This window comes from Streptococcus sp. FSL R7-0248 (assembly GCF_037967965.1).
Taxonomy (GTDB): Bacteria; Bacillota; Bacilli; order Lactobacillales; family Streptococcaceae; genus Streptococcus.
Map to the genome: position 1 here is coordinate 832,211 of NZ_CP150201.1, position 23,694 is coordinate 855,904.

Below are 23,694 nucleotides of genomic sequence, written 5' to 3' on the forward strand. Positions count from 1 at the left end.
AAACCTATGAAATAGGCGTGTTACAAAATATTTCTAATGTTACTGTTATGTTAAAGATATTTTATGAAAAAACAATTAATTCGAGAAATAGTTAGAAAATAATGATATAATGTAATTGTTTGAAATCGGATAGATTTCAGTCTGATTTTGACAAATAAAATCACGGGGAAAATTATAATGGAAAAAAAGGTACACTATAAGCTTCATAAAGTTAAGAAGCAATGGGTTACAATTGCAGTTGCATCTGCAGCGCTCGCTACTGTCGTAGGGGGCTTTTCTGCAACAACATCTTCAGTTTCAGCGGATGAGACACAAGACAAGACTGTAACGCAACCAAATTCAGATACAACAGCAGACTTAGTTTCGTCTACTGAAGTAACTTCAACAGAAGCAACAAAAGAAGTCGCTAAACATACTAATACAAAAGAAGCAGATATTTTAATACCTGCAAAAGAAACAAATGCAGTAGAAGCAGGGGCTACAACTAACGTACAAGCAACAGCTGATGTAGCTACAACAGCAACAACTACTACTGATGTAGCAGTGGCAGCTGTTCCAAATAAAGAAGCAGTTGTAACAACAGATGCACCAGCTGTAACAACTGAAAAAGCAGCAGAACAGCCAGCTACCGTCAAGGCTGAAGTCGTCAATACAGAAGTTAAAGCTCCTCAAGCTGCTTTGAAAGATTCAGAAGTGGAAGCAGCACTTTCTTTGAAAAACATCAAATACACTGATGGTAAATATTACTATGTTAATGAAGATGGTTCACACAAAGAAAACTTTGCCATTACTGTAAATGGTCAATTGCTTTACTTCGGCAAAGATGGCGCCCTTACAAGTTCATCAACACACTCTTTCACACCTGGAACAACAAATATTGTTGATGGTTTCTCAATCAATAACCGTGCCTACGATTCATCTGAAGCAAGTTTTGAATTGATTAATGGTTATTTGACTGCTGATAGCTGGTACCGTCCAGTTTCTATCATCAAAGATGGTGTGACTTGGCAAGCATCAACTGCAGAAGATTTCCGTCCACTTTTGATGGCTTGGTGGCCAAATGTAGATACGCAAGTTAATTACTTGAACTACATGTCTAAAGTCTTCAACTTGGAGGCTAAGTACACAAGCACAGATAAGCAAGCAGACTTAAATCGTGCTGCTAAGGATATCCAAGTTAAGATTGAACAAAAGATTCAGGCTGAAAAATCAACACAATGGTTGCGTGAAACTATCTCTGCCTTTGTTAAGACACAACCACAGTGGAACAAAGAAACTGAAAACTATTCAAAAGGTGGAGGAGAGGATCACCTTCAAGGTGGAGCCCTTCTTTATGTGAATGACTCACGTACACCATGGGCAAATTCTAACTATCGTCTTTTGAACCGTACGGCTACTAACCAGACTGGTACGATTAATAAGTCAGTTCTTGATGAGCAGTCTGACCCAAACCACATGGGTGGCTTCGACTTCTTGCTTGCTAATGACGTAGACTTATCTAACCCAGTTGTTCAAGCGGAACAATTGAACCAAATTCACTACCTTATGAACTGGGGTTCAATTGTTATGGGTGACAAGGATGCTAACTTCGATGGTATCCGTGTCGATGCGGTAGATAATGTCAATGCTGACATGCTTCAACTCTACACAAACTATTTCCGTGAGTACTATGGTGTAAATAAATCTGAGGCGCAAGCTCTTGCTCATATCTCAGTTCTTGAAGCGTGGAGTCTTAACGACAACCATTACAATGACAAGACTGATGGTGCTGCGCTTGCCATGGAAAATAAACAACGTTTGGCCCTCCTTTTCTCATTGGCTAAACCAATTAAGGATCGTACACCAGCTGTAAGTCCTTTGTATAACAATACTTTCAATACGACTCAACGCGATTTTAAGACTGACTGGATTAACAAAGATGGAAGCACTGCCTACAACGAAGACGGTACAGCTAAACAGTCTACAATTGGTAAATACAATGAGAAATACGGAGACGCGTCAGGAAACTACGTCTTTATCCGTGCCCATGATAACAACGTTCAAGATATTATTGCTGAAATCATTAAGAAAGAAATCAATAAAAAATCAGATGGTTTCACTATCTCTGATTCTGAAATGAAGCAAGCATTTGAAATTTACAACAAAGACATGCTCAGCAGCAATAAGAAATATACCTTGAATAACATCCCTGCAGCTTATGCTGTAATGTTGCAGAACATGGAAACGATCACTCGTGTCTACTATGGAGACCTTTATACAGATGACGGTCACTATATGGAAACTAAATCACCATATCACGACACCATCGTTAACTTGATGAAGAACCGTATCAAGTATGTATCTGGTGGACAAGCGCAACGTTCTTACTGGTTGCCAACTGATGGTAAGATGGACAATTCAGATGTTGAACTTTACCGCACAAGTGAAGTCTACACTTCAGTACGTTATGGTAAAGACATCATGACAGCTGACGATACAGAAGGTTCTAAATACAGCCGTACCTCTGGTCAGGTAACTCTTGTAGTGAATAATCCAAAATTGACTTTGCATGAGTCAGCTAAACTTAATGTTGAAATGGGTAAAATCCATGCCAACCAGAAATACCGTGCTTTGATTGTTGGTACAGCTGATGGTATCAAGAACTTTACATCTGATGCAGAGGCAATCGCAGCAGGTTACGTGAAAGAAACAGACAGCAATGGTGTCTTGACTTTCGGCGCTAATGACATCAAGGGTTATGAAACATTTGATATGTCAGGTTTCGTAGCAGTTTGGGTTCCAGTCGGAGCTTCAGATGATCAAGATATCCGTGTAGCACCTTCAACAGAAGCTAAAAAAGAAGGCGAATTGACCCTTAAAGCGACTGAGGCTTATGATTCACAATTGATCTACGAAGGATTCTCAAACTTCCAAACTATCCCGGATGGTTCAGATCCTTCAGTCTATACTAACCGTAAGATTGCTGAAAATGTTGATTTGTTCAAATCATGGGGCGTAACATCATTTGAAATGGCACCACAATTTGTATCTGCCGATGACGGTACCTTCCTTGACTCAGTTATCCAAAATGGTTATGCCTTTGCAGATCGTTATGATCTTGCCATGAGTAAGAACAATAAATATGGTTCTAAAGAAGATCTTCGTGATGCTCTTAAAGCCCTTCACAAAGCGGGTATCCAAGCAATCGCTGACTGGGTTCCAGACCAAATTTACCAATTGCCAGGTAAAGAAGTCGTAACAGCGACTCGTACTGACGGTGCAGGACGTAAGATTGCAGATGCTATCATTGATCACTCACTTTATGTAGCTAACTCTAAGTCATCAGGTAGGGATTACCAAGCTCAATATGGTGGCGAATTCTTAGCTGAACTTAAAGCTAAGTACCCTAAAATGTTCACGGAAAACATGATCTCAACTGGTAAACCAATTGATGATTCTGTTAAATTGAAACAATGGAAGGCTAAATACTTCAACGGAACAAACGTTCTTGACCGCGGTGTTGGCTATGTACTTAGCGATGAAGCAACTGGTAAATATTTCACTGTCACTAAAGAAGGTAACTTCATTCCTCTTCAATTGACAGGAAATGAAAAGGCTGTTACTGGGTTCTCAAATGATGGTAAGGGAATCACTTACTTCGGTACAAGTGGTAATCAAGCTAAATCTGCCTTTGTTACTTTCAATGGAAATACCTATTACTTTGATGCACGTGGTCACATGGTTACAAATGGTGAATACTCACCAAATGGTAAAGATGTTTATCGTTTCTTGCCAAATGGTATCATGTTGAGCAATGCCTTCTATGTTGATGCTAACGGTAATACTTACCTTTATAACTATAAAGGTCAAATGTACAAGGGTGGTTACACTAAATTTGATGTAACTGAAACTGATAAAGATGGTAATGAATCTAAGGTTGTGAAATTCCGTTACTTCACTAATGAAGGTGTCATGGCTAAAGGTCTTACTGTTATCGATGGTTCCACACAATACTTTGGTGAAGATGGTTTCCAAACTAAAGATAAGTTAGCAACCTATAAAGGTAAGACTTATTACTTCGAAGCTCATACTGGTAATGCTATCAAGAACACTTGGAGGAACATCGATGGTAAATGGTACCACTTCGATGAAAATGGTGTTGCCGCTACAGGTGCTCAAGTTATCAATGGTCAAAAACTTTACTTTAATGAAGATGGAAGTCAAGTTAAAGGTGGCGTTGTTAAGAATGCAGATGGTACTTATAGTAAGTACAAAGAAGGTTCTGGAGAATTAGTTACTAACGAATTCTTCACAACTGATGGAAATGTATGGTACTATGCAGGCGCTGACGGTAAGACTGTTACAGGTGCTCAAGTTATCAATGGACAACACCTCTACTTTAAAGAAGATGGAAGCCAAGTTAAAGGTGGCGTTGTTAAGAATGCAGATGGTACCTATAGCAAGTACGATGCTGCAACAGGTGAACGTTTGACTAATGAATTCTTCACAACAGGTGATAACAATTGGTATTATATTGGTTCTAATGGTAAGACAGTAACTGGTGAAGTTAAAATCGGTGCTGATACCTATTACTTCGCTAAAGATGGTAAACAAGTAAAAGGACAAACGGTAACTGCTGGCAATGGTCGTATTAGCTATTACTATGGTGATAGTGGTAAGAAAGCCATCAGCACATGGATAGAAATCCAACCAGGAATCTACGTTTACTTTGATAAGACTGGTATTGCTTACCCACCTAGAGTGTTAAACTAATAGAATAAAATAAAAAGGAGAACTTCGGTTCTCTTTTTCTACCATTTGCCAAGTCTATCAAGGCTTTAAGTAAAAAAAGAGATAAGATAGTGGCTATTCTGAGGTTACTGTCTTATTTTTAACACTTTTTGATCCATAAATGGGCATGCTAAAAAAACACCTCATCTGGTATTTTTTGAAACAAGGTGTTACCATAATACGGCATAGACAGCCTTATCGATTTTGGGTCAAAGAGTAATCGTAAAGTTTGTTATGCGTAATGAGGTAATACATTGTTCGAATGAGACGATGTATAGAGGAAATCGTATGTGGCTTAGTTGAAGCTATTGTCGATTGTCTGTTTCGTTTCTCATAGAAATCTGCGATATGACAAGGATTGGTATGGCTAGCTGAAGCGATATTGCGAATAGATTTGTACAGAATTTTTCTTGCACAAGGATTCCCACGCTTAGTAATATGCTCTTGACCTAGGAAATCTCCCGACTCATAGTGTTTGAGATCAATACCGATAAAAGCGTTGATTTGATTAGCAGACGTAAAGCGACGAATGTCTCCTAATTCGCCAATAACGCTTGTACCCGTTGTCTCTGCGATGCCAGGAATAGAGAGAAGAATCACATATTCAGGTAGAGGTTTAGCTAACTCTATCAACTGTTCTAAAACTTGTTCTCGACGGCTTGTCAACCTTATAAGTTTCTGTGCATTATACTTAACCTCTTCTATTATAGGAGAGGTTTTTGAAATGGCAGAATAAGATTGCTTTACCAGTCCAACTAGCTTCTCAGCCAAGTTACCTACTCTGTTCTCTGAAATGCGTTTAGAGGTTGACTGGCGAATAGTCTCTTTCAACTCAACTTCCGATAATTCCAGCACCTAATGCTTTGTTGGGAAGATGGACACGAGATTCTAATATTGCTCACCTGCAGGAGTAGATAGTAGAATCTCGATTTCTGGGAAGGCGACTTGAAGAACTTTGTGCAGCCTATTCTTCGTCCTTACGATATCCTCTGTCAGATTTTGGTAGAACCGGCTAAGATCATGCAAGTTTTGATAGACTTTTTCTTGAACATAAATTGGCTTACGGTTTAAAACGAATTGTGACGAAGCTAGTTTCCCTGCGTCAATTTTATCGGTTTTCCGGACTCGTAAGCTGTCAAGTTGCTTTTTAGCTTCCAAAGGATTAAGACGTGTATAGTCATAGCTGTTTTCTTCTAGAAAAGCCTGAAGTCGACAAGAGTAGACACCATTAGCTTCGAAAATAATTTCGGGGTTTCTCACGGTCTTTAGTCCTTCAGTAGACGAGAAAATCCGATAATGTCATTAGACATAGTATAGCCATGAACCCTTTCACCATTCACAAGAATAGCGACTTCTGAGCTTGCTTTACTCACATCAATTCCAAAAACTGTCCGCATTATGTTTACCTCTTTGTCTTGAATGATTCCTTATTTTAGTGATTTCATTTTCAATACTCGACGTCTAGCGTCCAACATACTTTGATAAAATTCCATCTAAAACAGGTGTCTTGCCAGTTTTTTTACGGCGTCTAGCGCCAAAAGAAGCCACGACTTCACAAGACACCTCTACTTTAACACAAAGAAAAAGTAGTGAGTACTCACTCCCGTCGGAGATTTCTTCACTACTAATCTTAGTATGTTTTCTACAGGCGGCAGGTCTAGTTGATGACCATGAGAATGATTGTGAATGGAAAAGCGGAAGTTAGTGAGTGCAGCGTTTAATTATCTGAGAATAGAGAAAAAGCTGAGAAACTCATCTCAGCTTTTTATACATACTATTAAATTTGTTAAAGTGAAGTCAAAAAAGTGAGTCCACCCAAAATCACACCAGCTGAGTTTGGAATAATTAGTATCCAATCTTTCTTGGGTTCTTTTGTCCATCCATAAAGAACCCAAATTAAACAAGATACTGCTGCGGATAAAGGCTGGAATGGTTGAGCTTTGTTGCCTTGTAAATTGGCAAAAATTTGTGGGATGTAGGCGATAAATACAATAATCCCGATAAAGGCCCCAATGGAACCGACAATTTGATTTATTTTTTGTTTAGTCATATATACCTCCAATTGTAGAGTATCAAAATGATTGAAAATAGGCAAGGAATATGGTCATTTGTTGTTATTTTCTGTACAAAATAGAATAAAATGTTTATATCTATATTTTGCAGAGGATAGTATACAATATGTTCTGTAAACACAAAAAGGAATAAATCCGTTATAGTAGAGTTGCGAAACATTACTAGAAAGAGATTTATTCCTATGACTCAGTTTAGCACAGAACTACTTAACTTCTTAGCCCAAAAGCAAGATATTGATGAATTTTTCCGTACTTCTCTTGAAACGGCGATGAATGATCCGCTTCAAGCAGAATTGTCAGCCCTTTTAGGGTATGAGCCTTACGATAAAGTAGGCTATAATTCTGGTAATAGTCGTAATGGAAACTTTAGTCCAGCTTTGATCCCCTCTTATGGACGTCGAGATGACCACTTGGAAGAGATGGTTATCAAACTCTATCAAACCAGCGTAACGACTCGAGAAATTAGCGACATCATCGAGCGAATGGATGGTCATCACTATAGTCCTGCCACAATTTCTAATATCTCAAAAACAACTCAGGAGAATGTCTCTGCTTTTCATGAGAGAAGCTTAGAAGCCAATTACTCTGTTTTATTTCTTGATGGAACCTATCTTCCATTAAGACGTGGAGCCGTTAATAAAGAATGTATTCATATCGCACTTGGCATTACACCAGAAGGACAGAAGGTTGTTCTTGGATATGAAATCGCCCCAAATGAAAACAATGATTCATGGTCCACCCTGTTAGATAAGCTTCAAAAACAAGGCATTCAACAGGTTTCTCATGTAGCGACCGATTGCTTCAAGGGGCTTGAGCAGATGATCAGTCAGGCTTACCCATTAGCTAAACAACAACGTTGCTTAATTCATATTAGTCGAAATCTAGCTAGTAAAGTGAAACGAGCAGATAGAGCGGTTATTTTGAAGCAATTTAAAACGATTTATCGTACTGAAAATTTAGAAATAGCAGTCCTAGCTTTGGAGGACTTTATCGCTGAATGGAAACCAAAGTATAGGAAAGTCATGGAAAGTCTGGAGAATACGGATAATCTTTTAACTTTTTATCAGTTTCCCTACCAGATTTGGCACAGCATTTATTCGACAAACCTCATTGAGTCTCTTAACAAAGAAATCAAACGTCAAACGAGGCTGGGACAATAGTCCTAGCCTCTTAATTGTCTTTGGATTGTCGAGCAAGACGCAGTGGTTGAGTGGGCTCTACTACGCTGATTTCATCAGTTTTTACAGCCCTACTCAACTGTGCGGAGGTGTGACGACGAAATCGACTTCTAACGAATTACCGATTTCTGTCCCACTCTCCTAACGAGGAGGCTCTGGAACGTTATTTAGTTACTTTGTTTGAAAATTATAATTTCAAGCAAAGTCAACGTATCCACAAAGGGTTTGGCCAATGTGCTGACACACTTGAAAGCTTATTTGATTAACATTCTTCAACTCTACTTGAGTGTTTACACAAAATTATTGACAGTATCCAATTCGATTACATGACAATTATTTAATCTTTCATTAAGATAGTAAAAAACTCGTTAAAATAAGATTTATCAAGTTTTTTTGGCGCTAAAAAATGATATAATGAATGAGTCTTTAAGGTGTAGATTTTTAGACAAAAAATATATTGGGGAAAAATTGAATATGGAAAATAAAGTACGCTATAAACTGCACAAAGTGAAGAAGCAATGGGTTACTTTAGCGGTTGCTTCAGTAGCCTTGGCTACCATTGTTGGTGCTAGTGTTACCACGTCTTCACTTGTTTCGGCAGAAGAAATAAATAATACTAATGGATCACCTTCAACAACTACAGTCGGGGAAAATACAAATCCTGTGGTTGAAAAAGAGGTAGGCACAACAACAGAGGTGGCAAATACTTCAAATGCCACAACAACAGACCGAGCAGCAGTTACTGCTGATAAACCAGCTGAAACGACAGTTCAACCAAATTCAGGAGCAACTAGTGATAGAGCTGCAGCAGTAGAGGTTGAAGCCAAACCTGAAACGACTGCTAAGCCAGAAGTAGCCGCTAAACCAGAAACAGCTACAACATCTGAAGTAGCTGCAAATGCTGGAGTAGCCGCTCCAACGACTGAGAAGTCTAAAGAGCTTTCTGAAGCTGAAATTAAAGCTGCAGTCTCACTCGATAATATTAAAAAAGAAAAAGATGGTAAATATTACTATCTTTTAGAAGATGGATCACATAAGAAAAACTTTGCCATTACTGTAAATGGTCAGGTCCTTTATTTTGATGAGAATGGTGTCCTTTCAAGCACATCAACTTATTCATTCACACAAGAAACAACAAATCTTGTCACTGATTTTACTAAAAACAATGCTGCTTACGATTCAACAAAAGCAAGCTTTGAACTTGTTGATGGTTATTTGACAGCTGATAGTTGGTACCGTCCAAAAGAAATCCTTGAAGCAGGAACAACTTGGAAAGCGTCAACTGAAAAAGATTTTCGCCCACTTTTGATGTCTTGGTGGCCTGATAAGGATACTCAAGTAGCTTACTTGAACTACATGACTAAGGCTCTTAGCAATGGTGAAGAAACAAAAGATGTCTTTACGATTGAAAATTCTCAAGCTAGCTTGAATGCCGCTGCTCAAATCATTCAACGTAAGATTGAGGTTAAGATTGCTGCTAATAAGTCAACAGACTGGTTGCGTCAGTCAATCGAGGCCTTTGTTAAAGACCAAGATAAATGGGACATTAACTCTGAATCTCCAGGTAAAGAACACTTCCAAAAAGGGGCTCTCCTCTTTGTTAATAGTGATTTAACGAAGTGGGCTAACTCAGACTACCGTAAACTTGACCAAACGGCAACAAGTCGTTTGGCAAACGATAAGATCAAGAGTGGTAGTGATGCTGGTTATGAGTTCTTGCTATCAAGCGATATCGACAACTCAAACCCAATTGTGCAAGCTGAAATGCTTAACCAATTGTATTACTTCATGAACTGGGGACAAATCGTCTTTGGTGACAAGGACAAAGATGCTCACTTTGATGGTATCCGTGTTGATGCTGTGGACAATGTCAGCATCGATATGCTTCAATTAGTGTCTTCATACATGAAGGCTGCTTACAAGGTCAATGAGTCTGAAGCACGTGCCCTTGCTAATATCTCAATTCTTGAAGCTTGGTCTCAAAACGACCCATATTATGTGGACGAACATAATACAGCTGCCCTTTCTATGGATAATGGTCTCCGTTTGTCTATTGTTCATGGATTGACTCGTCCAGTAACTAATAAAGGTACAGGTGCTCGTAATGCATCAATGAAGGACCTTATTAACGGTGGTTATTTCGGTCTTTCAAACCGTGCGGAAGTTACATCATATGATCAACTTGGTTTTGCAACCTATCTCTTTGTTCGTGCACACGACTCAGAAGTTCAAACGGTTATCGCAGACATTATCAGCAAAAAAATTGATCCTACAACAGATGGATTTACTTTTACATTAGATCAATTGAAACAAGCTTTTGACATTTATAATGCTGATATGTTGAAAGTGGATAAGGAATATACGCATTCAAATATTCCTGGAGCTTATGCTTTGATGCTTCAAACAATGGGTGCAGCAACACGTGTTTATTATGGAGACTTGTATACTGATAATGGTCAGTACATGGCTAAGAAATCACCATACTTTGATCAAATCACAACTCTTCTTAAAGCGCGTCCTAAATATGTAGCTGGTGGACAAACATCTTATATCCACAATCTTGCTGGAGATGGCGTATCGTCTGCTAAAGACAATAAAGAAGTTTTGGTTTCTGTCCGTTATGGTCAAGATTTGATGTCTAAGACTGATACAGAAGGTGGAAAATACGGTCGTAATTCTGGTATGTTGACCCTCATTGCTAATAACCCAGATTTGAAATTAGCAGATGGTGAAACAATTACTGTAAATATGGGTGCAGCCCACAAGAACCAAGCCTACCGTCCACTCTTGCTTGGTACGGATAAAGGTATCGTGTCCTCATTGAATGATTCAGATACTAAGATTGTTAAATACACAGATGCACAAGGAAATCTTGTCTTCACAGCTGATGAAATCAAAGGCTTTAAGACTGTTGATATGAGTGGTTACCTTTCAGTTTGGGTACCAGTAGGTGCGACTGACGATCAAAACGTTCTTGCCAAACCATCAACAAAAGCCTACAAAGAAGGGGATAAGGTTTATAGCTCTTCTGCAGCACTTGAAGCACAAGTGATTTACGAAGGTTTCTCAAACTTCCAAGACTTTGTCAAAGAGGATAGTCAATATACTAACAAATTGATTGCAGCTAACGCAGACCTCTTCAAGTCATGGGGTATTACGTCATTTGAGATTGCACCTCAATATGTCTCATCTAAGGATGGCACTTTCCTTGATTCTATTATTGAAAATGGTTATGCCTTCACAGACCGTTACGACTTTGCCATGAGCAAAAACAATAAATATGGTTCAAAAGAAGATCTTCGTGATGCCCTCAAGGCTCTTCACAAACAAGGTATTCAAGTCATTGCTGACTGGGTTCCAGACCAATTGTATACTCTCCCAGGTAAAGAAGTAGTGACAGCTACTCGTACAGATACGCATGGTAAGGTGCTTGATGATACTAGCTTGGTTAATAAGCTCTATGTGACAAATACCAAGTCATCAGGAAATGATTTCCAAGCACAGTATGGTGGGGCCTTCCTCGACAAACTTCAAAAACTTTATCCAGAAATCTTCAAAGAAGTTATGGAAGCGTCAGGTAAGACAATTGATCCATCTGTGAAGATTAAACAATGGGAAGCTAAGTACTTTAACGGTACAAACATCCAAAAACGTGGTTCAGACTACGTTCTCAGCGATGGTAAATTGTACTTCACCGTTAACGATAAAGGTACCTTCCTTCCAGCTGCCTTGACTGGTGATACAAAAGCTAAAACTGGATTTGCTTATGATGGTACAGGGGTAACTTATTATACAACATCTGGTACTCAAGCTAAGAGTCAATTTGTGACATATAATGGCAAACAGTACTACTTTAACGATAAGGGTTACCTTGTAACTGGTGAACAAGCTATCGACGGTTCAAACTATTTCTTCTTGCCAAATGGTGTTATGTTTACTGATGGTGTTATTAAAAATGCCAAAGGTCAATCATTGGTTTATGGTAAGTCAGGTAAATTGACGACTCAAACTGGTTGGAAAGAAGTTACTGTTAAAGATGATAGTGGTAAGGAAGAGAAATTCTACCAATACTTCTTCAAAGGTGGCATCATGGCTACTGGTTTGACTGAAGTAGAAGGTAAGGAAAAATACTTCTATGACAATGGTTACCAAGCTAAAGGCATCTTCATTCCTACAAAAGACGGCCACTTGATGTTCTTCTGTGGCGATTCAGGTGAACGTAAGTACTCAGGCTTCTTTGAACAAGATGGTAACTGGTACTACGCTAATGATAAGGGCTATGTTGCCACTGGATTTACTAAGGTAGGTAAACAAAACCTTTACTTCAATGAAAAAGGTGTTCAAGTTAAGAATCGCTTCTTCCAAGTTGGTGATGCCACTTACTATGCAAATAACGAAGGTGATGTTCTTCGTGGTGCGCAAACCATCAATGGTGACGAGCTCTACTTTGATGAGTCAGGTAAACAAGTTAAAGGTGAGTTTGTGAACAATCCTGATGGTACGACTTCATACTACGATGCCATTACAGGTGTGAAACTTGTGGATACATCACTAGTAGTTAATGGTCAAACCTTTAATATCGATGCTAAGGGTGTTGTGACTAAGGCACATACACCAGGCTTCTATACTACTGGGGACAACAACTGGTTCTATGCAGACTCACATGGACGTAATGTCACAGGTGCTCAGGTCATCAATGGTCAACACCTCTACTTTGATGCAAATGGTCGTCAAGTTAAGGGTGGCTTCGTAACGAACACTGACGGTAGTCGTTCATTCTACCATTGGAATACTGGTGATAAATTGGTATCAACCTTCTTCACTACCGGTCATGATAGATGGTATTATGCTGATGATAAGGGAAATGTCGTTACAGGAGCTCAAGTGATTAACGGTCAAAAACTCTTCTTTGCTACTGATGGTAAACAGGTTAAAGGTGACTTTGCAACAAATGCGAATGGCAGCCGTTCATACTACCATGGAGCTACTGGTAATAAGTTAGTCTCAACCTTCTTCACTACTGGAGACAACAACTGGTACTATGCTGATGCCAAAGGTGAACTTGTTGTTGGCGAACAGACGATCAACGGCCAAAACCTTTACTTTGACCAAACTGGTAAGCAAGTGAAAGGTGCAACAGCTGCGAATCCTGATGGCTCAATCTCTTACTATGATGTTCATACAGGGGAAAAGGCTATTAATCGTTGGGTTAAAATTCCTTCAGGGCAATGGGTATACTTTAACGCTCAAGGAAAAGGCTACGTGTCAAATTAAGATTAATGAATGAAAGAAGTCAATCACTTTTTGTGGTTGCTTTTTTCGTAAAAAATTGTCAAACTTTTATACATTCAGGTCATTTGTCTGGCCAAAAAGTGGTATAATAACTCTTGCTAAATCTTTATTTTGGAGTACACATGGCTAAGTCAAAAAATACTATTGAAAGTCGGATAGATTACTCGATTCTCTTGCCAGTCCTTATTCTACTACTGGTTGGTCTGGTCTCGGTATTTATCGCGACAAATTTTGATTACCCAAAGAATCTTGTGCAAGTCATGTCTCAGCAAGTACTATGGATTTTTCTAGGTTCAGTACTTGCTTTTGTTGTCATGTTATTTAATACAGAGTTTCTTTGGAAGGCAACCCCCTGGCTCTATATTTTTGGCCTGGGACTTATGGTTCTACCTCTCGTTTTCTATTCACCTGCTTTGGTTGCCTCGACAGGGGCAAAAAACTGGGTCAGCATTGGATCAGTCACCCTTTTCCAACCATCAGAATTTATGAAGATATCCTACATCCTTTTTCTTTCGAGAATAGGTGTTTGGGCTAAACAAGGAAAGGAAGTAACTGAACTTCAAGATGACTGGTTGCTACTTTTCCAATATGTAGCGGTCACGCTTCCTGTCCTAGGTTTACTGGTTCTTCAAGGTGATATGGGGACAGCCTTAGTCTTCCTCGCTATTTTAGCAGGTATAATAGTTGTTTCGGGGATATCCTGGCGTATTATCTTGCCGGTAGTTCTAGCTTTTGCAGTGGGATTAGGCTTGTTTGTAATGGTATTTACCACAGATTGGGGTAAGGAAGCCATGCTCAAGATGGGGGTGCAAACCTACCAGATTAACCGTATCTCAGCTTGGTTGGATCCTTTCACTTATGCAGATGGTATCGCCTTTCAACAGACACAGGGGATGATTTCGATTGGTACTGGAGGAATCTATGGTAAAGGCTTTAATCATCTGGAGTTGAACGTACCGGTTCGTGAGAGTGACATGATTTTCACAGTTATTGCGGAAGACTTTGGTTTGGTAGGTGGTGGATTGGTTCTTCTAACCTATCTCTTCCTTATTTATCGCATGTTGCGGGTGACATTCAGGTCTAACAATCGTTTCTATACCTTTATTTCGACAGGTTTTATCATGATGATTGTCTTCCATATTTTTGAAAATATTGGGGCAGCAGTGGGAATTCTTCCTTTGACAGGTATTCCTTTGCCCTTTATTTCTCAAGGGGGGTCATCACTCATCTCTAACTTGATTGGTGTTGGTTTGGTGCTTTCAATGGCTTATCAAACCAACCTCAACGAGGAAAATAAAATTCTCCTGGCTATGTCTCGTCGTATGCGTACGTCTGGAACTAGTCAAGTGAAACCTGTTTCTAAGAGCAAGTCTAAGAAAAATAAGCCTTCGAAGAGTGTTACTAAGGCCTCTCAAGAATTGGTCAAGGCTAAAGATAAGGTTGATAAGGCCACTGAGAAAATGCGTCAAACCATTTCTCAAAATACGCCAAGCATTCATCAAGGCAAGCGTCGTAAGGGTTCGAAAAAGAAACCGACACGTAAACATTAAGAGAAAACAAGTTGGTTAATCCAACTTGTTTTTCTTTGAAAAAAATTAAGGTCTGTGACCTTTTCTTTGCCCCTGCCTGTGGTATAATAAAAGTTGACTATTTTGAAAAGGGGTTTGCTATGATAGAGACAGCCAAACAGCAAGAACGTGCTATTTTAGTAGGTGTTGAATTGCAAGAAACAGAGCATTTTGACATGTCAATGGAGGAACTTGCCAGTCTTGCCAAAACTGCAGGAGCAGAGGTTGTAGCTAGCTATACCCAAAAACGTGAACGCTATGATAGTAAGTCTTTCGTAGGTTCAGGAAAATTAGAAGAAATCAAGGCCATGGTGGATGCGGATGAGATTACTACGGTCATTGTCAATAACCGTTTAACACCTCGTCAAAATACCAATCTTGAAGCAGCATTTGGCGTAAAAGTTATTGATCGTATGCAATTAATTTTGGATATCTTTGCCATGAGGGCTAGAAGCCATGAAGGGAAACTTCAGGTTCACCTAGCTCAACTAAAATACATGTTGCCCCGTTTAGCTGGTCAAGGGATTATGCTCAGCCGTCAAGCAGGGGGCATTGGTAGCCGTGGACCTGGTGAAAGTCAATTGGAGCTCAATCGTCGTTCGATTCGTAACCAGATTGCTGATATTGAACGCCAGTTAAAGATTGTTGAGAAGAACCGAGAAACCATTCGCGAAAAGCGTGTTGATTCAAGTACCTTTAAAATTGGTTTGATTGGTTATACCAATGCTGGGAAATCAACGATCATGAACCTTATGACGGATGATAAGCAATATGAGGCTAATGAACTTTTCGCGACCTTGGATGCAACAACTAAGAAAATTTACTTAAAGGATCAGTTTCAAGTGACCTTGACAGATACGGTTGGTTTTATCCAGGATTTGCCAACAGAATTGGTTGCTGCCTTTAAGTCAACGCTTGAAGAAAGTCGTAATGTGGACCTCCTTTTGCATGTCATTGATGCGAGTGATCCTAATCACGAAGAGCATGAAAAGGTGGTCTTAGACATTCTCAAAGACTTAGACATGACTGATATTCCTCGACTAGCAATCTACAATAAGATGGATGTAGCTGATAATCTAGTAGCAACAGTCTTTCCTAATGTTCGCCTCTCAGCACGTGACAAGGGAAGTCGTGAGGCCCTCAGAAGACTCTTGATTGATGAAATTCAACAGATTTTTGAACCCTTTAGTATTAAGGTACATCAGGATCAAGCTTATAAACTTTATCAGTTGAGTCAATTGGCCTTGCTAGATAGCTACACTTTTGAGACAGAAGTGGAAGAAATTACAGGTTATATTTCACCGAAAAATAAATGGAAATTGGAAGAATTTTATGACTGATTATATGGATTTAGCTTTAAAATATGGTGGTTTTACAAGTTTAGATAAGGTCTATTTAGAAAATACCTTGTCAGACCTTTCTGACAGTCAAAAATTGGCTTTCATTACGCCACCACCAAGCGTGATTAATGCTTATTTTGCAGAGATTTACCAAAAACAATCTCCTGAAGCAGCGACGGAATACTATTTGGACCTTTCAAAGGAGTTGAACCTCTTTAACCCTGAACCATCTTTTGATGAGCACAAGCCTTTTATTCGTCTCAATCTGTCAGGAAAATCTTATGGATTTTGCTATGAAAATGCTGATGAGGTGGCCTTAGTCTTTGCCGAGCATTTAGAGGTTCCAACGGCTAGCATTTTGTTTGAGCTTGCTCAAGTTTTCCCGCAGTATAAGGTTTATCTTGAAGGCACTCAAATTAAGATGACCAAGGTTGATTTTGATGAAGAAGTATTGGAAGAGTTAACACCTGAGACACAGTTACTTAGTCGTGTAACTAAATTGAAGGGAAATGTCATTAAGTTGGCTAGCTTCAATCAAGACGAATTAGTGGAACTTTTGTCTCAATATAAAGGGCAAACTGTTTATTATGGCTTTGCTCAGCGTGAATGCCTGGCTTATATTGTCCAGAAATAAGAAGAACGATAGATAGAAAGTATAGGAAGTCATGGAATTACAATTTTTAGGGACGGGTGCCGGGCAGCCCTCCAAGGCCCGTAACGTGTCGAGTCTGGTTCTGAAGTTACTCGATGAAATCAATGAGGTCTGGATGTTTGACTGTGGAGAAGGTACCCAACGTCAGATTTTAGAAACAACAATCAAACCTCGTAAAGTTAAAAAAATCTTTATCACACATATGCATGGAGACCATATCTTTGGCCTACCTGGTTTCTTGGCTAGCCGTTCTTTCCAATCGAGTGAAGAACAAACAGATTTAGAGGTTTATGGTCCAGTCGGCATTAAACAATATGTTATGACTAGTCTTCGTACCTCTGGAACACGCCTCCCTTACCATGTGCATTTTAAGGAAATTGATGAGCATAAGCTTGGCTTGGTTATGGAAAATGACAAGTTCGCTGTTTATGCAGATAAGTTGGATCATACCATTTTTTGTATTGGTTACCGTGTGGTTCAAAAGGATCTTGAAGGAACCTTGGATGCTGAGGCCCTTAAAGCAGCAGGTGTACCATTTGGTCCGCTTTTTGGTCAAATTAAGAATGGGCAAGATGTGGTCCTTGAAGATGGAACAAAAATCATTGCCAAGGACTTTATTTCCGCACCTAAGAAAGGTAAGGTTATCACTATCTTAGGTGACACTCGTAAGACGAATGCCAGTGTTCGTCTTGGCTTGGGAGCAGATGTCTTGGTGCACGAGTCTACTTATGGTAAAGGTGACGAAAAAATTGCCAAGAGCCATGGGCATTCAACCAACATGCAAGCAGCACAGGTCGCTAAAGATGCGTCAGCTAAACGTCTTCTTCTAAATCACGTATCAGCACGTTTCTTAGGGCGTGATATCGGTAAGATGGCAGCAGATGCTAAAACAATTTTCGAAAACACCCACATCGTTCGTGACTTGGAAGAGGTAGAAATTTAATGGCTAAACAACGTATTATTGCTATTACTGGTGCCTCAGGAGGCCTTGCTCAAGAAATTGTCAAGCAGCTCTCACCCAGTGATGGTATTATCCTCTTAGGACGAGACAAGGACAAACTTGAGAAATGTTATCGTCATGTGGAAAATAAAACCTGCCTTGCCATTGACCTAAGAGACGACAAGGCCATTAAAGAGATGGTCGATTATCTCTATCAACGATTTGGACGTATTGACGTCTTTATCAATAATGCTGGTTTCGGTGAATTCAAGTCTTATGATAACTACACTAGCCAAGAAGTACGTGATATGTTTGATATCAATACCTTTGCGACGATGACCTTTTCACGTTTGATGGCTGAGAAAATGGTGGAGCAAGGCCATGGTCATATCATCAACATCGCCAGTATGGCGGGGAAAATTGCGACAGCCAACTCAAGTGTCTATGCAGCGACAAAGTTTGCGGTAATTGGTTTTTCAGATGCCCTGCGTCTAGAGCTGGCTGATAAAGGAGTCTATGTGACAACAGTCAATCCTGGTCCAATTGAGACAGGTTTCTTTGATCAAGCTGATCCCTCTGGAGCCTATCTTGAGAGTGTTAAAAAGTTTGTCCTCAGTCCTAAATACGTAGCTAAAAAGATTGTCCGTATTCTGTGTAAAAACAAACGTGAAGTCAATCTACCACGACTCTTATCAGTTGCCCACAAAGGCTACACGCTATTTCCACGAATCTCGGACAAACTAGCTACCAATGTGTTTAACTACAAATAGGAGGATACTAGATGGCAGCTAATATTCAAGCCTATTTAGAAAACATCCGGAAACCCTGGGGACAGATCTATTATGATATCCTTTTTGGGCAATTAAAGGACATCAAGGGAAAGCGAGTGCTTGATTTTGGCAGTAGCTTTGGCCCTGTGTCCAACCACCTAGCGTAAGAAAATAGAGGCCTAGCTGTGGAACCCAATGAGGAAATGGTAGGTTTACGGGCTCAGGACAACTCCTATTAGCAACTAGTCGGAAGTTTGGAAAGGAGTTAAGATGTTAAATTATAAAAAAGAGATTCCAGCGATGACAGACCTACTCGCACTGTACAGTTCAGTCGGCTGGACCAATTATACTAACAATCCAACCATGTTGGAAAAAGCTGTCAATGCCAGTCTATGGCAGTTGGCGGTCTATGATAAGGAAGAGTTAGTAGCCTACATTCGCTTAGTAGGAGATGGCCATTCTGTCATTTTTGTACAGGACCTCTTGGTGCGACCAGATCACCAGCGCCAAGGCATTGGCACGAAACTCTTAGAAGAGGCTTTAGCGACTTTCCCCAATGTCTATCAACGGCTCCTTGCCACTGATCGTAGCGAGAAAAATTTAGCCTTTTACCAATCCCTGGGATTTGTCGAACTTTCAGAGCAAGCTTGTACAGGGATGATTTATAATAATTGACGGAGAGAGAGTGGGACAAAAGTCCTAGCCTCTTAATTGTTTTTGGATTGTCGAGCAAGACGCAGTGGTTGAGTGGGCTCTACTACGCTGATTTCATCAGCTTTTACAGCCCTACTCAACTGTGCGGAGGTGGGACGACGAAATCGAATTCTAACGAATTACCGATTTCTGTCCCACTCTCTTTTCTTGTTTTTCCTAATATTACTTGAAAATGATAGTAGAATAGAGTTAGTTAACGTAAAGAGGATAAAGGAATATCTGAGAAAACACAAGTCAAAAAGGGAGCAATATCCAGACTATTATTTTGTCTAGAAAAGCAGGTCTTGATTGGAAATGTACCACAAGTCTAAGCAACTTACGATGTTTGACATTCTCTTTTTAGGAAACTTAGCTTTCTATCCACTATGATAAATTTTTTCATGTTATAATAGATAGACTAGATGACAGGGAGAAAAGATAAAAACATGATTACATCAACGTATGATTGGAAAATAAACACAAAAGAGCCAGATGCTGGCTTTTTTAAACTTGCCAAAGAACATGGGCTGGCAGAAACTGCAGCCAAGATTGCCTATGAACGTGGCATTACGACAGAAGATGCTCTTGAAGACTTTCTAAAGGCTGATTTATCACACCTTCATGACCCTTATCTTCTTCATGATATGGATAAGGCAGTGGCTAGAATTCGTCAGGCCATTGAAAATTATGAACAAATCTTAGTCTATGGAGACTATGATGCAGATGGTATGACATCAGCATCGATTGTCAAGGAAGCTCTTGAAATGATGGGAGCTGAGGCTCGAGTTTATTTGCCTAACCGTTTCACAGATGGTTATGGGCCAAATGAAAGTGTCTACAAGTACTTTATTGAGCAGGAAGGCATTTCACTCATTGTTACAGTGGATAATGGGGTAGCGGGGAATGAGGCTATCGCTTATGCGCAAGAGCAAGGTGTGGACGTTATCGTTACAGACCATCACAGTATGCCGGCCCAGCTTCCAGATGCCTATGCCATTGTCCATCCAGAGCATCCAGATGCCGATTATCCTTTTAAGTATTTGGCAGGTTGTGGTGTAGCTTTCAAATTGGCAACTGCCCTCCTTGAAACTATTCCTACTGAGATGTTGGACTTGGTAGCCATTGGTACCATTGCCGATATGGTTAGCCTAAGGGATGAAAATCGTATTATGGTCAAGGTCGGCCTGGAAATTCTAAAGACTACTGAGCGTATTGGACTGCAAGAGTTACTCCGTATTTCAGATGTAGACCCAACAACGATTTCTGAAGAAACGGTAGGATTTAAACTGGCCCCTCAACTCAATGCCTTGGGGCGCTTAGATGATCCAAATCCAGCCATTGAACTGCTGACCGGATTTGACGATGAAGAAGCCCAAGCCATTGCTCTGGAAATCAATGCTAAAAATGAAGAACGTAAGGAAGTTGTTCAAAACATCTTTGATGAAGCCATAACCATGGTAGACCGGGACAAACCTGTTCAGGTTCTGGCCAAGGAAGGTTGGCATCCTGGCGTTCTAGGTATTGTGGCGGGGCGTATCATGGAACAAATCAGTCAGACAGTAGTGGTTTTGAATATTGAAGATGGCTTGGCTAAGGGTTCCGCTCGTAGTTTGGAATCTATCAATATCTTCCATGCCCTTGATGACCACCGAGACATCTTTACTGCTTTTGGAGGACATGCTGGAGCGGCGGGGATGACCCTTCCTGAAGAAAATCTTGGACGACTATCAGAGATTTTGTGTCATTATGTCTACGATAATGACATTGATACGAGTGCCAAAAATACGTTAAATTTAGACGAGGAGCTCCAGCTCAGTGAGCTTAGCTTGGATACCATCAAGAGCCTTGAAAAATTAGCACCTTTTGGTATGGACAATAAAAAGCCAGTCTTTTGGCTACATGATATTACCGTTACTCAAGCTAGGACTATGGGACAAAACGGAGCCCATCTTAAGTTTAAGGTTAAGCAAGGAAAGGATAGTTTTGATGTTGTGGCCTTTAATAAAGGTCATTTGCTTCAAGAATTCCAACAAGCTCAGGGGTTGGAATTAGCAGTGACCCTGTCCGTTAATGTATGGAATGGTCAGACAACGCTCCAGCTCATGCTAGAAGATGCGCGTGTGGATGGTGTTCAGTTATTTGATTTTCGCTCAAAAAATATGGCACTACCTGAAGGCCTACCAACGGTAGAAGAAGCATCAGACACTGAACCTGCGGTTGTCCTCAACACCTTACCTGATTCAGCAACGGAATTAAAAGAGTGGTTTGAAGGTAAAGATTTCCAAGCTATCTATTTTAAAAATAGTATTAAGGAAGCCTATTATCTGACTGGATATGGAACGAGAGAGCAATTTGCAAGGCTCTATAAAACCATTTACCAATTCCCAGAATTCGATGTCCGCTATAAACTGGATGAGCTCAGTCATTACCTTAAAATCGATAAGATACTTCTGATTAAGATGATTCAGATTTTTGATGAATTGGATTTTGTGACTATTGATAATGGTGTTATGACAGTCAATAAAGAAGCTGAAAAACGTGAGATTGAGGACAGCAAGATTTTCCAAGATCTTAAACATCTCGTCAAGTTCCAAGAACTTATGGCTTTAGGGACACCACAGGAAATTTATGACTGGCTTTATAAGTAGGGGGAGTACTTAATCCAAAGGATTCGTCTTGAAATGAGGGTTAGCATTTTCTAAATCTGAAGATTCATGCTATAATGGTATGAAAATATTTTTTTGGCGAAAAGCCTATAGGAAGAACAAATGAAATTAGAAGATTATATTGCATCTATTGAAAACTACCCTAAAGAAGGGGTTACTTTCCGTGATATTAGTCCTTTGATGGCTGATGGAAATGCTTATAGCTATGCTATCCGTGAAATCGTTCAGTATGCGACTGATAAGAAGATTGACATGATTGTTGGTCCTGAAGCGCGTGGTTTCATCGTTGGTTGTCCAGTTGCTTTTGAACTTGGTATTGGCTTTGCTCCAGTTCGTAAACCTGGTAAATTGCCACGTGAAGTGATCTCAGCAGATTACGAAAAAGAGTATGGTGTTGATACACTTTGTATGCATGCTGATGCAATCAAACCAGGTCAACGTGTACTTATCGTTGATGATCTCTTGGCGACTGGTGGTACCGTCAAAGCTACAATTGAAATGATTGAGCGCCTAGGTGGTGTCGTTGCTGGCTGTGCCTTCTTGATTGAGCTTGATGGTCTTAATGGACGCAAAGCTATTGAAGGTTACGATACTAAAGTATTGATGAACTTCCCAGGATAAATCTATCTATGAATTAACAAAAGGCCTTAGGGCCTTTTTAACTCTTTTAAAACAAAGGTGGCCTCTAAATATAGTTTAAAGCTATAGCTAACTAGAGAAAATATATATTTGATAACAATACCTCCCCGGTTTATAATATGAAGATAGAATAAATAAGGATGGAGATATTGTTATGCCTATAAAACTTGATAATAAGTTACCAGCTCTTGATGTATTGCGTTCGGAAAATGTCTTCATCATGGATGAGAACAGAGCTAGTAGCCAGGATATTCGACCAATGGAGGTCTTAATCCTAAATCTTATGCCAACTAAAGAAGTTACAGAAACTCAGTTACTACGTCTTTTAGCTAATACGCCACTTCAAATTAACGTCGAGTTTCTTTATATGGCTAGTCATAAGTCAAAAAATACACATGCCGAACATATGGAAACTTTCTATAAGACTTTTGATGAAATTAAGCATAAGTATTATGATGGTCTCATTGTAACAGGTGCACCTGTTGAGCAAATGCCATTTGAGGAAGTGGATTATTGGCAAGAATTAACACAAGTTTTTGATTGGTCTAAAAAGCATGTTTATTCAACCCTTCATCTGTGTTGGGGAGCTCAAGCAGGTCTCTATTATAAGCATGGAGTCGACAAGGTTCCATTGTCAGAGAAATTATCTGGTATCTATAAACAAACGGTTGACATGCCTGCAAACTTCCTTATGAATGGCTTTGATGATAGCTTTGTGTCACCGCACTCACGCTATACTGAGGTTAGGTTCGAGGATATTAAAAACAAGACGGATTTAGATATTGTTGTGTCAGGACCAGAAGTTGGCTTATCCATTCTAGCAAGTAAGAATCTTCGTGAAGTATATAGTTTTGGTCATTTTGAATATGACCGTGATACTCTGGCAAGAGAATACCGAAGAGATTTAGATGCAGGCATTAATCCAGATGTACCGGCAAACTATTTCCCAGAGGATGATCCAAGTCAGGAGCCTAAACTTCGTTGGAATCTTGCGGCATCTGCCTTCTTTAGCAATTGGATTAACTATGCGGTATATCAAGAAACACCTTATCGTTTAGAAGAGTTGGAAGACGATTTTTCATTCTACGGTTATTTGTAGTAGACAGTCTCAAAG

12 protein-coding genes and 5 pseudogenes are annotated in these 23,694 nt (G+C 39.7%); 15 read left to right on the forward strand and 2 right to left on the reverse strand.

The window, feature by feature from the left end:
• The first annotated feature begins 177 nt into the window (after positions 1-177).
• The gene (locus tag NYE32_RS04130) at positions 178-4,752 is read left to right on the forward strand and encodes a glycoside hydrolase family 70 protein (protein WP_156685416.1); all 4,575 of its coding nucleotides are present in this window, start codon (positions 178-180) and stop codon (positions 4,750-4,752) included.
• A gap of 213 nt (positions 4,753-4,965) precedes the next feature.
• On the opposite strand, the pseudogene NYE32_RS04135 reads toward NYE32_RS04130, so the two are convergent.
• Positions 4,966-6,167: pseudogene (locus tag NYE32_RS04135) on the reverse strand (IS110 family transposase).
• A 242-nt stretch (positions 6,168-6,409) separates the two neighbouring features.
• Here NYE32_RS04135 and NYE32_RS04140 point away from each other — a divergent pair.
• Positions 6,410-6,475, forward strand: a pseudogene (locus NYE32_RS04140) (DNA-3-methyladenine glycosylase I); the annotation flags it as partial.
• A gap of 81 nt (positions 6,476-6,556) precedes the next feature.
• Here the strand turns inward: NYE32_RS04140 and NYE32_RS04145 are convergent.
• Entirely contained in the window at positions 6,557-6,820 is a 264-nt protein-coding gene (locus NYE32_RS04145; RefSeq protein WP_037599404.1) for a SemiSWEET family transporter, read from the reverse strand.
• Positions 6,821-7,024: 204 nt separating this feature from the next.
• Here NYE32_RS04145 and NYE32_RS04150 point away from each other — a divergent pair.
• The 13 genes and pseudogenes from NYE32_RS04150 to metA form a co-directional block, all read left to right on the forward strand.
• Positions 7,025-7,990: pseudogene (locus tag NYE32_RS04150) on the forward strand (IS256 family transposase); the annotation flags it as partial.
• 170 nt (positions 7,991-8,160) lie between these two features.
• Positions 8,161-8,286: pseudogene (locus NYE32_RS04155) on the forward strand (IS256 family transposase); the annotation flags it as partial.
• A 208-nt stretch (positions 8,287-8,494) separates the two neighbouring features.
• Positions 8,495-13,294, forward strand: coding sequence for a glycoside hydrolase family 70 protein (locus tag NYE32_RS04160; RefSeq protein ID WP_060972383.1), 4,800 nt, complete (start codon positions 8,495-8,497; stop codon positions 13,292-13,294).
• A 140-nt stretch (positions 13,295-13,434) separates the two neighbouring features.
• A pseudogene (locus NYE32_RS04165) lies at positions 13,435-14,604 on the forward strand (FtsW/RodA/SpoVE family cell cycle protein); the annotation flags it as partial.
• A gap of 377 nt (positions 14,605-14,981) precedes the next feature.
• Complete coding sequence (gene hflX, locus NYE32_RS04170) at positions 14,982-16,220, forward strand: GTPase HflX (RefSeq protein ID WP_003096966.1); 1,239 nt, start codon at positions 14,982-14,984, stop codon at positions 16,218-16,220.
• The gene (locus NYE32_RS04175) at positions 16,213-16,854 is read left to right on the forward strand and encodes a hypothetical protein (protein WP_021144310.1); all 642 of its coding nucleotides are present in this window, start codon (positions 16,213-16,215) and stop codon (positions 16,852-16,854) included. Before hflX ends, NYE32_RS04175 begins: the two co-directional genes overlap by 8 nt.
• 31 nt (positions 16,855-16,885) lie before the next feature.
• Complete coding sequence (gene rnz, locus NYE32_RS04180) at positions 16,886-17,815, forward strand: ribonuclease Z (RefSeq protein ID WP_002884122.1); 930 nt, start codon at positions 16,886-16,888, stop codon at positions 17,813-17,815.
• Positions 17,815-18,582: an SDR family oxidoreductase gene (locus NYE32_RS04185; protein WP_110980944.1), complete on the forward strand. Its 768-nt coding sequence runs from the start codon at positions 17,815-17,817 to the stop codon at positions 18,580-18,582. Before rnz ends, NYE32_RS04185 begins: the two co-directional genes overlap by 1 nt.
• A gap of 11 nt (positions 18,583-18,593) precedes the next feature.
• Positions 18,594-18,749, forward strand: a complete 156-nt coding sequence (locus tag NYE32_RS04190; protein WP_080583692.1) for an SAM-dependent methyltransferase — start codon at positions 18,594-18,596, stop codon at positions 18,747-18,749.
• A gap of 103 nt (positions 18,750-18,852) precedes the next feature.
• The gene (locus NYE32_RS04195) at positions 18,853-19,257 is read left to right on the forward strand and encodes a GNAT family N-acetyltransferase (RefSeq protein ID WP_110980942.1); all 405 of its coding nucleotides are present in this window, start codon (positions 18,853-18,855) and stop codon (positions 19,255-19,257) included.
• A 464-nt stretch (positions 19,258-19,721) separates the two neighbouring features.
• Entirely contained in the window at positions 19,722-21,923 is a 2,202-nt protein-coding gene (gene recJ, locus NYE32_RS04200; RefSeq protein ID WP_156685415.1) for a single-stranded-DNA-specific exonuclease RecJ, read from the forward strand.
• 120 nt (positions 21,924-22,043) lie between these two features.
• A complete protein-coding gene (locus tag NYE32_RS04205) occupies positions 22,044-22,562 on the forward strand; it encodes an adenine phosphoribosyltransferase (protein ID WP_002890753.1) in 519 nt (172 codons plus the stop codon).
• A 172-nt stretch (positions 22,563-22,734) separates the two neighbouring features.
• Complete coding sequence (metA, locus tag NYE32_RS04210; RefSeq protein ID WP_021144305.1) at positions 22,735-23,679, forward strand: homoserine O-succinyltransferase; 945 nt, start codon at positions 22,735-22,737, stop codon at positions 23,677-23,679.
• The last annotated feature ends 15 nt before the right edge of the window (positions 23,680-23,694 follow it).